Source organism: Pseudoalteromonas sp. NZS100_1, assembly GCF_015864285.1.
Classification (GTDB): domain Bacteria; phylum Pseudomonadota; class Gammaproteobacteria; order Enterobacterales; family Alteromonadaceae; genus Pseudoalteromonas; species Pseudoalteromonas arctica.
In genome coordinates, this window is record NZ_JADYXN010000036.1 from 1 (window position 1) to 14,251 (window position 14,251).

10 protein-coding genes are annotated in these 14,251 nt (G+C 41.3%); 8 read left to right on the forward strand and 2 right to left on the reverse strand.

Features of this window, described 5'->3' with window-relative positions; genetic code table 11:
• Positions 1 to 237: 237 nt before the first annotated feature.
• Complete coding sequence (locus I6F66_RS18200; RefSeq protein ID WP_231611905.1) at positions 238 to 1,038, forward strand: hypothetical protein; 801 nt, start codon at positions 238 to 240, stop codon at positions 1,036 to 1,038.
• A gap of 41 nt (positions 1,039 to 1,079) precedes the next feature.
• On the opposite strand, the gene I6F66_RS18205 is transcribed toward I6F66_RS18200, so the two are convergent.
• A complete protein-coding gene (locus I6F66_RS18205) occupies positions 1,080 to 1,964 on the reverse strand; it encodes an AraC family transcriptional regulator (RefSeq protein WP_197209543.1) in 885 nt (294 codons plus the stop codon).
• Positions 1,965 to 2,148: 184 nt separating this feature from the next.
• Here I6F66_RS18205 and I6F66_RS18210 point away from each other — a divergent pair, with 184 nt between their 5' ends.
• Both I6F66_RS18210 and I6F66_RS18215 read left to right on the forward strand, forming a co-directional pair.
• A complete protein-coding gene (locus I6F66_RS18210) occupies positions 2,149 to 3,294 on the forward strand; it encodes an iron-containing alcohol dehydrogenase (protein WP_197209544.1) in 1,146 nt (381 codons plus the stop codon).
• A 198-nt stretch (positions 3,295 to 3,492) separates the two neighbouring features.
• Positions 3,493 to 3,939: a DoxX family protein gene (locus tag I6F66_RS18215; RefSeq protein ID WP_197119220.1), complete on the forward strand. Its 447-nt coding sequence runs from the start codon at positions 3,493 to 3,495 to the stop codon at positions 3,937 to 3,939.
• Between the two features lie 61 nt (positions 3,940 to 4,000).
• Here the strand turns inward: I6F66_RS18215 and I6F66_RS18220 are convergent, their stop codons facing one another.
• A complete protein-coding gene (locus I6F66_RS18220; protein WP_197209545.1) occupies positions 4,001 to 7,087 on the reverse strand; it encodes a beta-galactosidase in 3,087 nt (1,028 codons plus the stop codon).
• 112 nt (positions 7,088 to 7,199) lie between these two features.
• Between I6F66_RS18220 and I6F66_RS18225 the strand changes: the two genes are divergently transcribed.
• The 5 genes from I6F66_RS18225 to I6F66_RS18245 all read left to right on the forward strand — a co-directional run bounded on the left by I6F66_RS18225 (position 7,200) and on the right by I6F66_RS18245 (position 14,221).
• A complete protein-coding gene (locus I6F66_RS18225; RefSeq protein WP_007378231.1) occupies positions 7,200 to 8,018 on the forward strand; it encodes a helix-turn-helix domain-containing protein in 819 nt (272 codons plus the stop codon).
• A gap of 80 nt (positions 8,019 to 8,098) precedes the next feature.
• Positions 8,099 to 8,419 (forward strand): hypothetical protein, encoded by a 321-nt coding sequence (locus tag I6F66_RS18230; RefSeq protein WP_008135125.1) that lies wholly within the window; start codon positions 8,099 to 8,101, stop codon positions 8,417 to 8,419.
• 149 nt (positions 8,420 to 8,568) lie between these two features.
• On the forward strand, positions 8,569 to 9,822 hold the full coding sequence (locus I6F66_RS18235; RefSeq protein WP_166419260.1) for a TolC family protein: 1,254 nt from the start codon (positions 8,569 to 8,571) through the stop codon (positions 9,820 to 9,822).
• On the forward strand, positions 9,819 to 11,066 hold the full coding sequence (locus I6F66_RS18240) for an efflux RND transporter periplasmic adaptor subunit (protein WP_197209546.1): 1,248 nt from the start codon (positions 9,819 to 9,821) through the stop codon (positions 11,064 to 11,066). Before I6F66_RS18235 ends, I6F66_RS18240 begins: the two co-directional genes overlap by 4 nt.
• Before the next feature lie 8 nt (positions 11,067 to 11,074).
• A complete protein-coding gene (locus I6F66_RS18245) occupies positions 11,075 to 14,221 on the forward strand; it encodes an efflux RND transporter permease subunit (protein WP_197176272.1) in 3,147 nt (1,048 codons plus the stop codon).
• Positions 14,222 to 14,251: the final 30 nt, after the last annotated feature.

Here is a 14,251-nt window from a genome sequence, read left to right on the forward strand (position 1 = left end):
GCTTAAGTTACAAGCCATCCTGGAAGGCTACGATTTAGCAAAATCTCTTGAGCCAGACTTGTGATCAAGAGACAGCTTTAATAAGTGGTTTTTTTATAACTATTAATCAGTGTTTTGATAAATTAGTTAATATTTACAGGTGAAAAAAATTACGCTACATGCATGATTTTTATTCACTCTACAATGTAGGTATAGACACGTAGACTTAATTTCAATTCTCATACTTTATTGTTATTTATGCTGCTTAAACTCATAATTGCACCTTTGCTTATTTTACTAATAACATTCGCCCAAAAACGCTTTGGTAGTTTTGTTAGCGGCATAATTCCTGGCTTGCCTATTACCTCTGGGCCTATTTCTTATTTTATAGCATTAGAGCAAGGTAAATTATTTGCAGCTAACTCAGCGGTGGCCTCTCTTTATGGTATGAGCGGTATAGGCTTATTTTGTTTTAGTTACTTGGTTGTATCACGAAGATTTGGAATGCTTAAATCGCTTTTTACAGCGTTGAGTATTTGGTGCGTATTTAGCGTTATTACTTTATTTTTACCAGTGAATATTATTGTGGCGAGTGTGGTTTCGCTTTGTATTTTACTCGGTTTAACTATTATCTCTACAAAGCTAAATATATCAGTTGATGCAAAACCATTAAATGCCCGCTGGGAGCTTCTGGTAAAAATGATATTAGTGACGAGCTTTATCGTGCTTGTTACGTTTATATCGCAGCATATAGGGTCTGCATGGAGCGGGTTAATATCTACCTTTCCGGTTATTTTAGCGGTAATGGGCAGTGTTGCCCATTTTAGTGACAAACAAGCCTCAACGTTTAAAATTCTTAATGGCGGTATTATTGGTTCATTAGGTGGGTGTGTATTTTTTGCGGTGATTGCGTTTATGTTAAAACATAACTTTATGATTTGGCAGGTGTACGCAACAGCTGCCATTTTCTCAACGTTATTTACTATTATTTTTAGCCAACTTATTAATCGCCAATTTACTAAGCAAGCTTTGCTAAACACCAAAAAAAGCAGTGCTTAAGATTGACTCTCTCGGTTAATTTACATCTCTAAAACCATTACCTAGTTATGTAGTTGAATTAACATTTCACTGGGGGTTTTATTAAAGTGGCGTTTAAATTCGCGGCTAAATTGCGATGGACTGGTATAGCCAACCTTTAATGCGGCTTCGTTGGCTTTGCTTCCACTACTGGTTATAAGCTCTTTAGCCTTAGCTAAGCGTACTTTTTTTAAATACTGCAAAGGTGACTCAAATGTTACTTGCCTAAAAGCACGATGGAACGACGATACGCTCATGTTTACATCTTCAGCCAACCCCTCAACTGTAATTTGATTGGCATAACTACTGTGCATAGTTGAGAGCGTACGGGCGATACGCGCATAATGCCCATCATGCATAGCAAGCCCTATTAAAGTATGTCCTTGTGGACCACAAAGTACACGATATACCAATTCTTTTACTATACCTTCGCCAAAAACGTCAGCCTCAATGGGGTTATTAAGCACGCTAAGTAAACGGTGGGTTACTTGCTCCATTGCGCCATCTATTTTAGCCGATTGAACGCCACCCATTTGCCCTGAAGTGAATGGTTTATGTGTACCAATTTGGTTTACTAGCTTGTGTAGCATTACCGGGTTTATATCTATAATAATGCCCATTACAGGCAGGTTGTTATCGGTAAAAGCTTCGCACTCAAGTGGCACGGGGACACCTAAAACAAGGTAGTCACCTTCGCCATACTTTATTTGATGTTCAGGGAAATGAATTATTTTATGTCCTTGGCCAACAATAATAATACCTGAGTTATATATAAGTGGTTGGCGCGGCGAGCTTTTACTTGCGCGATGAAAATACACACCTGGAATAATGGTTTCCATGTTGCCTTCAAAGTTGAGTAAATTATTATGCTCTGCAAATTTTTGCATCATGTTGGCTATTGAGGACATTAAAATATCTATTATCGTACGAATTTTGCGTAAAATATCAATGTTGACAGTTTTAGGCAAGCTTTTGCGAGTTATTGGGCTTTTTTAATGTTTGTTTTGCCACTAATATGCACTCATTGAAGTTTGGCTTAGTTAGTAACTAAGCATTCTATTTAGTATTTAACCGTCACCTAGGAGCAAAATAATGAAATTTAGCTACGTAAATCCAACACTTATCCAGTTCGGCCAAGAACAAATTGCCTCACTAACTGATTTGATCGCAAAAGATCAAAAAGTATTAGTAGTGTACGGCGGCGGTTCAATTAAAAAGAACGGCGTGTACGATCAAGTTGCAGCAGCACTTGAAGGCTTTGATTGGGTTGAGTTTTCGGGCGTTGGCGCTAACCCAACAATTGAAGTGTTAGATCAAGCAGTAAAAATTTGTAAAGAACAAGATATAGACTTTGTACTAGGTGTAGGCGGCGGTTCAGTAATCGACGGCGTTAAATACATTGCAGCATCTGCCGTTTATGATGGCGAAGGTTGGGATATTCCTACTGGTAAGCATAAAGTAACTAGCGCATTACCTATTGGGGCAGTACTTACGCTTCCAGCTACAGGTTCTGAGTCTAACCAAGGTTCTGTTGTGAGCAAAGCTGCGACTAAACAAAAACTTCCGTTTATGTCTCCTGCGGTACAACCTAAGTTTGCAATTATGGACCCTGATGTAATGAAAACATTACCACAGCGCCAACTTGTAAATGGTTTAGTAGATGCATGGGTTCACACCTGTGAGCAGTACCTAACATTCCCTGAAACAGCATTGGTTCAAGAAGGTTACGCAGAGGCACTTTTAAGAACGCTTAAAACATTAGGCGATAACTTTGAAAACCAAGACGATGCATGGCGCGCAAACCTTATGTGGGCAGCAAACCAAGCACTTAATGGTTTAATTGGTTCTGGTGTATCGCAAGATTGGGCTACGCACATGATTGGCCACGAGCTTACAGCCGCTTACGGTGTTGACCATGCACGCTCACTTGCTATTGTTCAGCCTTCTTTACTGCGCAACCAATTTGCTGTTAAAAAAGCCAAACTAGAGCAAATGGGTAAAAACGTATTTGGTCTTGAGCAATCTGACGACTTAGCTGAGAAAACAATTGCAGCAATTGAAGCGTTTTACCACAGCCTTGACGTAGCTACTGTGCTTACTGAACATGGCGATGATAAAGCCGCGGCTATTGACAATATTATTGGTAAACTTGAAGCGCACGGCATGCTAGCTCTTGGCGAAAACCAAGCTATTACGCTTAAAGAAAGCCGCGAAATTTTAGAACAAGCTGTTGCTTAATCACTTTTAAGTAACTTAAAACTAAAAGCCGCTAACGTTTAAAGTTAGCGGCTTTTTTGTGCATAAAACACATTAAAAACACTGCATTGATAATTAACCAATAATACCGATATTAATGTTTCCAAATGATGATAGTAAACTGTGCTCAACGGTTAGGAAAAACCTAACGCTCAAATAAATTAAACGGGACTAAAACTCATGAAATTGTTAAACACATTATTAAGCTCAAAAGCAGGCGTAGCAGCATTAATTTTACGAGTACCAGTTGGCCTTATTTTAGCGGCGCATGGTGCACAAAAACTATTTGCTTGGTTTGGCGGTTATGGCCTTGAAGGCACAGGGCAATGGATGGCAAGCATTGGCTTAGAGCCTGGCTATTGGTTAGCAATGATGGCAGGTAGCGCTGAGTTTTTTGGTGGCATTGCATTAGCAATTGGTTTGTTAACTCGCCCAGCTGCTGTAGTTGCCGGCTTTACTATGCTGATTGCTATTTTTAGCGTACATATTAGTAATGGCTTATTTATGGCAAACAATGGCTATGAATACGCATTAACGTTACTTGTAGTAACTGTAGTTTTAGCAATTCAAGGAGCGGGAAGCTTTTCGCTTGATAACGTATTAGTTAAAAAGCTAGCTAAAAAATAGAGTTTATTAATTGAAGAATAGCGGCCAATTTGGCCGCTGTTTTTATAGGCTAACTACTAAATTATTTAGCTGAAAAAGTTAAAGAATAACTGTACTGCTTTTGCTCAAGTAAATACTCTTTATGAGTACTTGGGCTCCATGAATCATCGCCACCTACACCCATATGTTGATGATCAATGTGTACATGTACGCAATCATCAGCAATTAGTTCGTTAGTGTGTTTTGCTTGCGTTAGCGTACTTTGCGAATACTCGCTGGCTGCAAACAAAAACGCGCCAGTCACGGTTAAGTTATTAATACTCAGCAATTGGCAATCGCTACGCAGGCCATTATCAGTTGGGAATATATACGGTGTATGTAGCTCATTTAAGCTCAAGCTGTAATAACCTAAACGTGCTGCGGCTTTGCGATCTGGGTAGTTTTCAAAAGGCCCTAAACCTAGCCAGTTTATTTTTGTATCGCTTTGCTTGTTAAGCGTTGTACTTAGCCCTATACGCGGCATTGGTGGCAGAGTATCGTTTAAGTGCACTTCAACATTTAAGCTAATATTACCAGTATTATTGAGGGTATATAACCACTGTGTTTGAGCCTGTAGCACGCCATTAAACTCGTAATTAAATACACAAGTAATACGTATATCAACGCTTGATTGCACTGCGTGAATTGAGCTACATGTGCGCTGCCATTGCCCTATACCTGCACGCAACCAACGAGCTTCCCATGCATTAGGATCTAGGTTGTCTACTTCGCTTACACCAATGTCGTTATCAAGTGGGGCGCGATAAAAGTTATCAACCAATGGGCTATTAATAACCTGAGTATCGTTTTGTAACCACTGCTCTATAAGCCCTGATTGCTTGCTAAAAACAAGTTTAAATTTATCGTTTTCAATACTTAGTTGAGAGTCGGTTTCGCTAACACTTATAGCGTTTTGCTCAGATGATGATACAAATAACTTACTGCTTAAATTGTTACTATTTATAAGCTTAAACTGCTCTGAATCCATAACGTGATTAGCGTTTGCAAAGTGTGAGTCGTTAACTAATGCTACATCTAAATTAAGGTAATATTGCGCACCTTGCTCAAACGCTGTTTTAGTTTTAATAGTTAACGTGTGCGTACTTTGCGGAGCAATATTAAGTACATGCTCGCCTTGCTCAACACAGATGCCATTTTGCATTAACTGCCAAATAAGCTTTTCGTTATCGGTATGTCTAAATACGTAATCGCTAAATACATCAATGGTGTATTGGTTTTGATTTTGCTCACGCAGTGTAAATTGTAAATGTTGCTGGCTGTATTTAGCTTCAAACAGGCTAGGGTGCGGCGTGCGGTCTGGGAACAATAAGCCATTTATACAAAATTGACGGTCATTTAGTTCATCACCAAAGTCGCCGCCGTAAGCCCAATAATGCTTGCCGTTTTCGTCTGTTTTAGATAAACCTTGGTCTACCCAATCCCAAATAAAGCCGCCTTGTAGGCGTGGGTATTCTCTAAATGCTTGCCAGTAATCGTCAAAGCTACCTAGGCTGTTACCCATAGCGTGCGCGTATTCACATAAAATAAGCGGGCGAGTTTCGCCTGGCAAACTCAACCATTTTTTAATTGAGTACTTAGGCACTGCATCGTCTTTTATATCGGTATCTACACGGGCGTACATTGGACAGATAATGTCGGTAGCCGTTGTATTTGCGCCGCCGCCTTCGTATTGCACTGGGCGAGACGGGTCAAAGCTTTTTGACCAGCCGTACATAGCATCATGATTTGCGCCGTGTCCGCATTCGTTACCCAATGACCAAATAATAATTGAGGCGTGGTTTTTATCGCGCTCAACCATTTGCGTATAACGCGACATAAATGCGCCAGCCCACTGCGGGTCGCTCGCTAAACGCCCCATAGGAAACATACCATGGGTTTCTATGTTGGCTTCATCTACTACGTATAAACCTAGCTCGTCACACAGTTCGTAAAAACGAGGGTGGTTAGGGTAGTGAGCAGTACGCACGGCATTAAAGTTATTTTGCTTCATCAGCTTAATATCTTCAATCATATCGGCGGTAGTAACTGTATGGCCGTTTTCTGGGTGGTGTTCGTGGCGGTTAACACCGCGAATGAGTAGCGGTTTGCCGTTTAAGCAAAGCTGCCCGTTAAGCATTTCTACTTTTCTAAAGCCAATGTTATAAGCTTCAACGTCGATGGTATTGCCTTGCTCATCAAGCAGACTCACAACGCAACGGTATAAGTATGGGGTTTCGGCGGTCCATTTTTTAGGGCTTTGTATATCAATTGTTTGAAATACAACATCGCTCCAACCACCTTTTTCATCAACACGTTTATTGTTAGTACTTTGAATTTGCGGCTCACATAGCGCCTGTTCGCCATCAAAAACTTGCACTGCTATTTGATAGTTATTTGGCGCATTAATCGCCGTTTTTATATGTAGCGTTGCATCGCGATAGCAAGCGTCTAAATTGGGGGTTATAAACACATCACGTATTTGATTTTGTGGTTTTGTAAGTAAGTTAACATCGCGAAAAATACCGCTTAGCCACCACATGTCCTGATCTTCTAAATAACTGCCATCGCTCCAACGAATAACCATAACGGCAATAAGGTTAGTGCCTGCAACTAACAGTTCGCTTAAATCAAACTCGCTCGGTAAGCGGCTATCTTGTGAATAACCCACCCATTGTCCGTTACACCACAGGTGAAACGCCGAGTTAACGCCTTCAAAAATAATATGATTACGCTGAGTTAGCTGACTTTCGCTTATATTAAATTCAGTGCGGTAACAGCCTGTAGGGTTATCGCTTGGTACAAAAGGCGGGTTAACTGCAAATGGGTACTTAACATTACAGTAAATAGGTTTATCAAAGCCGTGTAATTGCCAGTTAGAAGGCACTGTAATACTTTGCCAGTTGCTGTTTAGTGTTTCACTTAGCAACGATTCATCAACCGCTTCGGGTTTATCAAATAATTTAAAGTCCCACTGACCGTTTAAACTTTGTTTTTGCGATTGCGTGTTAGTACGGGCATGGTCAACGCTTTTAAATCCATTGAGTGGGCTGTGCGCTTTTACTTGATTAACTTGTACTGAAATTGGGTTTTCCCAATCTCGGCGATTAATTATGTGCTGTAAAGAGGTCATGTTTATCCTATTGCATAAGCGGGCAATTATAATGCGCTAAATATAGCTAAAAATAATCGCAGGGGTTATGCTTAAAGCTCTCCTTTATTTGTCCAAAACTATCATTTTAATTATGCGCTATAACATTAAAGACATACTTGATATTGGTCCGCGTTGTATAGAACGCTTTATTGATTCACAAACGCTCGCGCAAATGCCAAACCTTGAAATAGCACTTGCGGGTTGCTCAAACCTATCGGGTCGTTATTGCGTAGCACGCTCAGCACCGCTAGAACATACACTTTTTTATACGCTTGCAGGGCAGGGTAAATTAACAACACAAAATGAGCAGTACACACTTAATGCCAATACACTTATTGTGCTACCAGCAAAGCAAAGCTTTGAAGTGAAAATTGATGCTGAACATTGGGATGTTATTTGGTTAAACCTTGCAAATACTAAACGTTGGCAGCATTTAAACTTAGCGCAAGCATTGGTATTAACCGAGCAAAAACTTGAACCGTTACACCTTGCTATGGAGCTTTTATACAGCGAGCCCAATGCTAATTTACGCGAAAGCGTAACGCCTATTTTAAGTCATTACTTAAATGCTACGCTGCAAAATAATTCACAGGGTGCGGCGCATAATCGTTTAATTAGTCTGTTTGAAGAGGTAGATAAGCGCTTGCAGTTTGATTGGACAATAGAGGTAATGTGCGAACATGTGCATTACTCATCGCCGCATTTGCATCGTTTATGCCAAGCGCAATTTGGTAAAAGTCCAATACAACAACTTATTTATTTACGCATTGAACGGGCTAAAAACTTATTGTTAAACACGGCTTGGCCAATTTCGCATGTGGCAAGTTATGTGGGGTACTCTAATATTTTTAATTTTTCCAAACGTTTTAAGAAGTCGGTAGGTGTGTCGCCAAGCGAATTTAGAAAATAACGTTAGCGGCTCTCTACATTTGAATAAATTTAAGGTATTGTGCGATTTCTTAAATTGCATTTTAGAGTTTTAGGTAGGTAATGCGCTCAAACCGTTTTTTAATAGTGATATTATTAGTGCTTGTACACAGCTTTATTAGCTGTGATGGTGCTGCGTATCATTTGCAAGAAGACGTTGATCACGTAACCAGTTCGTTATCGCAAGGCGACTCCACAGCCGATGATAACCAAAGCGATAAAACATCAACTACCGAGATTCATGCCCACCAACATTGCCATTGTGGCTACAACAGCACCTCTAGCCATTCAATAAGCCCAGAGCAAAGTAAAGCAACTTCGCCTGCGTGCTATAACGGGTTAAATTACCCGCCAGATGTACCGCCACCAAATTTTTATAGCTAGCTTTTAATTTTAAATACTTTGTAAAAACTGCCTGCGCTTGTGCGCTATTAGGCTAGTTATTTACATATTTAGGTTGCTTGATCGCGCTTGTTTTTAAAATAGGCGTAGTGATTAAGTTAACTCTGTTTGTTAAAAAACGGACACGCTATATGAATAAAAAACCAATTATGCTGGTGGCGCTAATGTGCGCGCTACCTGCTTTTAGTACTTTGGCGAATGTTAAAACATTAACCCTTAAGCAGGCACTGAGTAATACCGAACAACAAAATCTGGTATTAAAACGCTACCCTTATCATCAAAAAATATTGAGTGCGCTTAAATCTCAAGCTGCTCTTTCGCCTAATCCTGTATTGAATATTGAAGCTGAAAACTTACTGGGCACAAACAAGGCGCGTGGCATTCAAGGCGCTGAAATAACACTTGGGCTTAGCCAACTAATAGAGCTGGGCGATAAGCGCCAAAGCCGTATTAATTACGCAACCGCCAATATTAAAGCCCAAGCAATACAGTATCAAAATACCCGTTTAGCGTTATTGGCAACCACTGCTGAGCGATACTATCAAGGGCTTAAATTTCAAACATTATTAAGTTTAAATAGTGAACGTAAACAGGTAGTTACCCAGGCGCTTAAAGCGATTGAACAAAGAGCCAATGCGGGTGCTGCGTCGCAAGCTGATGTAACGCGCATGCGTTATGCACTTAGCCAAGTAGAGCTTGATAAAGCCATGCTTAATAGTGAATTTGAGCGAGCAAGTTTATCGCTTAACGAGCTGTGGAGTGAGGAGCAACCCTACGATACTTTTGCTGGCAATATTAATGTAATTACTGCGCTTAAATCAGCACAAGCACTTTTAGATGCGGTTAACCAAGCTCCTGAATTTGCATTATTACAGCAGCAATATTTACAGCAAACAGCCAACTTAACACTACAAAAAGCAAACGGACAAACCGATATTAACGTAGGGGGAGGCGTGCGCTATAACCAGCAAAATGACTCCAGCTCGTTAGTGTTTTCGTTTTCTATGCCACTGCAATTAAGCAATTCTAATAGCGGCAATATTGCAGCTGCAAATAGTCAGCTCATGCTTTTAAATGAGCAGCAAGGGCAATTGCGCATCCAGCTACGCCAGCAAGTACGTACTTTGTACGCTTATTATCAAGGTCGAGCTAATCAGGCAAAGCTATTATCTGATCAAATTATTCCTCAGGCACAAACATTGATTGAGCAAAGCTTAAAAAGTTATCAACGCGGACAAATTTCGGTGTTGCAATTGCTTGATGCTCAACAAGCACTTTTTGATTCTAAACGCACACTTATTACAACTCACGCAGAGCTGTACCAAGTGCTACTTACTCTTGAGCGTTTAACAGGCCAATCTTTAATTGAGACTCATCAATCATGAATAAAAATATAATCGCATTACTAGTATCACTTTCGTTTGCCAGCAGCTTTGTAAGTACACATGCATTTGCCTCTGCTGAGCATGGCGAGTCAGGTCATAAAGAAACTGAGCAACACGAGCAAAAGCTAGGTCCACACGGCGGCTTTTTATTAACTGACCCTAAATTAACACTTGAGCTTAAATTGCAAGAATTTGCAGGTAATGTTGAGCTACGTGTATATGGCTATAAACAAAATCAGCCAATTAATATAAACGACTTAAACATAACAATGAGTTTAAAACGTTTAGTTGAAGCCCCGCAAAATATACAGTTTACAGCTGAGGGCGACTACCTTGTGAGCACGCAATCAATTAACGAACCGCATTCGTTTGCACTTACCGTTACTGCTAATTATAACAGTGAGAGCATTAGCTATGAGTACGATCAACACGAAGGGCAAACCACGTTAACAGAGCGAGCTATTGAGCGCGCAGGCATTAAAACCGAGATAGCGCAAAGTGGTGAAGTAGATATTACCGATACGCTTTTTGGTGTTATTGCTCCAACACAACACGGCACGGTAGAAGTAATGGCGCCGTATGCCGGATTGATCAGTGATATTTTTGTAAGCATTGGTCAAAACGTTAAAAAAGGCGAAGTACTTGCCAATGTAACCAACCGCGAAACACTGCAAAATTACCCCATTAAAAGCCCAATTAGCGGCGTTGTAACCGAGCAATACTTAAAGCGTGGCGAGCTTGCAAGCACCAGCGCACTTATGCAGGTAGTTAACCTTGATAAAGTATGGGTTGAGTTATCGGCTTTTCCTGAAAACATTGAAAAACTCGCCATTGGTCAAAGCGCTAAAGTGTACGACCTACATCATCATTTAAATACGCAAGGAAAAGTGTTTTTTATAGCTCCAATGATGACTGGCGGGCACATAGCGCGCGCCCGTATAGAGCTTAATAACCCAGACGGGCATTGGCGCCCAGGCATGCATATAAATAGCGATGTAAGTGTGGCTAAAATAAATGCCAGCGTGCGTGTAAAGCCACAAGCAATTCAAGAGTTTAACGGTCAATTCAGTGTGTTTGTTCGTAAAAACAATGTATTTGAAGTGCGTCCCGTTACCTTAGGTGCAAAAAATAGCGAGTGGGTAGAAGTACTTACAGGCTTAAACGCAGGTAGCGAATACGTAACAGACAATAGTTATGTCATTAAAGCCGATATTTTAAAAAGCGGCGCAAGCCACGCTCACTAGGAGGCACCATGATTAATTGGATAGTTTCTTTTGCGGTTAAACGCCGCATGCTGGTGCTTGCGCTTACATTTTTATTTGCTGGATTTGGTGTATACAACATTCAAAATTTAGCAGTAGACGCAGTACCCGATATAACTAACGTACAAGTGCAAATTAATACCAAAGCGCAGGGTTTTACGCCATTAGAGGTAGAGCAACGCATTACCTATTTGGTAGAAACCGCCATGGCGGGCATACCTAAGCTTGATTATACCCGTTCGCTTTCGCGTTATGGGCTTTCGCAAGTAACGGTTATTTTTAATGAAGGCACCGATATTTATTGGGCGCGTCAGCAAATTGGTGAGCGCATTCAAAGTATTCGCTCCGACTTACCTAATAACGTAGAGCCAAACTTGGGTCCTATTGCCAGTGGTTTAGGCGAAATATTTACTTATAGTGTGCACGCCACGCCTAATGCGTTAAAAGAAGATGGCACCGCCTACAACGCCGAAGACTTACGTACTTTACAAGATTGGGTTATTCGCCCGCAGCTTTTAAAAGTAAAAGGCGTTACCGAAATAAACAGCCAAGGTGGTTTTGAGCGCCAATACCAAGTAGCGCCAGTGCCCGAAAAACTCATTGCCTATAAGCTTACTATTAGCGATGTAATTAGTGCACTTGAGGTTAATAACAGTAACCGAGGCGCAGGCTATATTGAGCGCTTTGACGGGCAATATTTAGTACGCTCGCCTGGGCAGCTTAAAACACTAGAAGACATAGCCAATACCGTTATAGCTAAGCGCGACGATGCGCCTGTACGCATTAAAGATGTGGCTAACGTGCTTTTAGGCAAAGAGCTTAGAACCGGCGCGGCCACTTATAACGGCGAAGAAACCGTGCTCGGCACCGCCATGATGCTAATTGGCGAAAACAGCCGCGTAGTGGCAAAAGCCATGGCTGATAAGTTAGTTGATGTGCAAAAAAGCTTACCCGCTGGCGTTATTGTTGAAGCGGTTTACGACCGCACAACTCTTGTTGATAAAACCATAGCAACCGTGCAAACCAACTTATTTGAAGGTGCCGTTTTAGTGATAGTAATTTTGCTATTACTGCTGGGTAATGTAACGGGCGCGCTTATTACGGCAATGGTTATTCCGTTGAGTATGTTGTTTGCCGTTACAGGAATGGTGGGTAATCGCGTATCGGGTAACCTAATGAGCCTAGGCGCAATCGACTTTGGTTTAATTGTTGATGGCGCTGTAATTGTTGTTGAAAACTGCCTGCGCCAACTCGGTGTAGCTCAGCATAAACATGGCAGGCTACTTACCTTAAACGAGCGTTTAAATGTAGTGACCGAAGCCACCAAAGAAGTATTTACACCGGCTGTATTTGGCATTGTTATTATTATGCTGGTTTACTTACCTTTATTTGCACTAAGTGGCGTTGAAGGCAAAATGTTTCAGCCAATGGCATTTACTGTAGTTGCGGCGTTAATTGGCGCGCTTATATTTGGCGTTACCTTTGTACCCGCTGCTATTGCAGTGTTTGTTCGCGGTAAGGTTGATGAAACCGAAAACGCAGTCATGCGCGGCGTTAAAAAAGTGTATAAGCCATTACTTGGTATATCGCTTAAATTACCGTGGCTGATGGTGGGTATTGCCACTGCATTAGTATTAGTGCTTGGTTTTAAAGTTAAAAACATGGGCGCAGAATTTTTACCGAAACTTGATGAGGGGGATATTGCTATGCACGCGCTGCGCATTACTGGCACCGGTATTGAGCAATCTGTGCAAATGCAAAAAGAGCTTGAGCAAGCCATATTAGATCAGCCTGAGGTTGCTAACGTATTTTCAAAAATTGGTACTGCCGATGTAGCAAGCGATCCTATGCCGCCCAATGTTGCCGATACTTTTTTAATACTCAAACCGCAAGATGAGTGGCCTAATCCAGCACTTACTAAAGCAGAATTGGTTCAGCAAATTCGTACCCGTGTTAACGATGTCCCTGGTAATAATTACGAATTTACACAACCAATAGAAATGCGCTTTAATGAGTTAATTGCTGGCGTGCGCGCCGATGTGGCACTGCGTATTTATGGTGACGACTTAAGCGTACTTAAAGAGTTTGGCGAAAAAGCCACAGGGCTAATGCGTAATATTGCAGGTGCTACCGATGTACGTTTGGAGCAAATGGAAGGATTGCCAACACTTTCGGTAACACCAATGCGCGACCATATGGCGTTATTGGGTTTAAGCGTAAACGATATTCAACAGACACTTGCCGCCGCTGTTGGTGGTGTGCAAACCGGACTAATTTACGAAGGCGATAAACGTTTTTCGTTATTAGTACGCCTTGATAAACGTTGGTCTAGCGATGTATCAGCACTTGCTCGTTTGCCAGTTGCTTTACCTAAAGATAGTAACCCAGAACTTGCGTTTGTACCGCTTGGCGAAGTGGCAACAATTAGCATTGAAAAAGGGCCTAATCAAATAAACCGCGAAAGCGGTAAACGTAACGTAGTGGTAACTGCCAATGTGGAAGGGCGCGATTTAGCAAGCTTTGTAAGTGATGCGCAAGCAAGCATGAATGAATCACTTAACTTACCAAGTGGCTATTGGCTTGAATACGGCGGCACGTTTGAGCAGCTACAATCAGCAAGTAAGCGATTGTCGTTGGTTGTGCCGGTCACTTTACTGCTTATATTTGGCTTACTGTATAGCGCCTTTGGATCGCTTCGTGATTCATTGATTATATTTAGTGGTGTGCCACTGGCATTAACGGGTGGTGTGCTTGCGTTATTGCTGCGCGATATGCCGCTTTCAATATCAGCGGGTGTCGGCTTTATTGCCCTAAGTGGTGTCGCGGTATTAAACGGCGTAGTTATGCTGTCGTTTATAAAGCAGTTACGAAGCGATGGTTTAAGTTTGTTTGATGCAATTCACAGCGGTGCATTACAGCGCTTGCGCCCAGTACTGATGACGGCGCTGGTGGCAAGTTTAGGCTTTATACCTATGGCGCTTAATTCGGGAACGGGTTCTGAAATGCAAAAACCTCTCGCGACAGTAGTGGTTGGCGGGATTATTTCATCAACTTTACTGACACTGTTAATATTGCCTGCGCTTTATAAGTTAGTACATTCTAAATTTACTAAAAAAGCAGAAGCTGAATTAGCTTAAATACTAGCTACTGATAATGTAATAAAAAAA

Coding starts and splice junctions, on each gene's coding strand:
- I6F66_RS18200 (WP_231611905.1), top strand. CDS start 238: ATGCTGCTTAAACTCATAATTGCACCTTTGCTTATTTTACTAATAACA.
- I6F66_RS18205 (WP_197209543.1), bottom strand. CDS start 1,964: ATGTCCTCAATAGCCAACATGATGCAAAAATTTGCAGAGCATAATAAT.
- I6F66_RS18210 (WP_197209544.1), top strand. CDS start 2,149: ATGAAATTTAGCTACGTAAATCCAACACTTATCCAGTTCGGCCAAGAA.
- I6F66_RS18215 (WP_197119220.1), top strand. CDS start 3,493: ATGAAATTGTTAAACACATTATTAAGCTCAAAAGCAGGCGTAGCAGCA.
- I6F66_RS18220 (WP_197209545.1), bottom strand. CDS start 7,087: ATGACCTCTTTACAGCACATAATTAATCGCCGAGATTGGGAAAACCCA.
- I6F66_RS18225 (WP_007378231.1), top strand. CDS start 7,200: ATGCGCTATAACATTAAAGACATACTTGATATTGGTCCGCGTTGTATA.
- I6F66_RS18230 (WP_008135125.1), top strand. CDS start 8,099: ATGCGCTCAAACCGTTTTTTAATAGTGATATTATTAGTGCTTGTACAC.
- I6F66_RS18235 (WP_166419260.1), top strand. CDS start 8,569: ATGAATAAAAAACCAATTATGCTGGTGGCGCTAATGTGCGCGCTACCT.
- I6F66_RS18240 (WP_197209546.1), top strand. CDS start 9,819: ATGAATAAAAATATAATCGCATTACTAGTATCACTTTCGTTTGCCAGC.
- I6F66_RS18245 (WP_197176272.1), top strand. CDS start 11,075: ATGATTAATTGGATAGTTTCTTTTGCGGTTAAACGCCGCATGCTGGTG.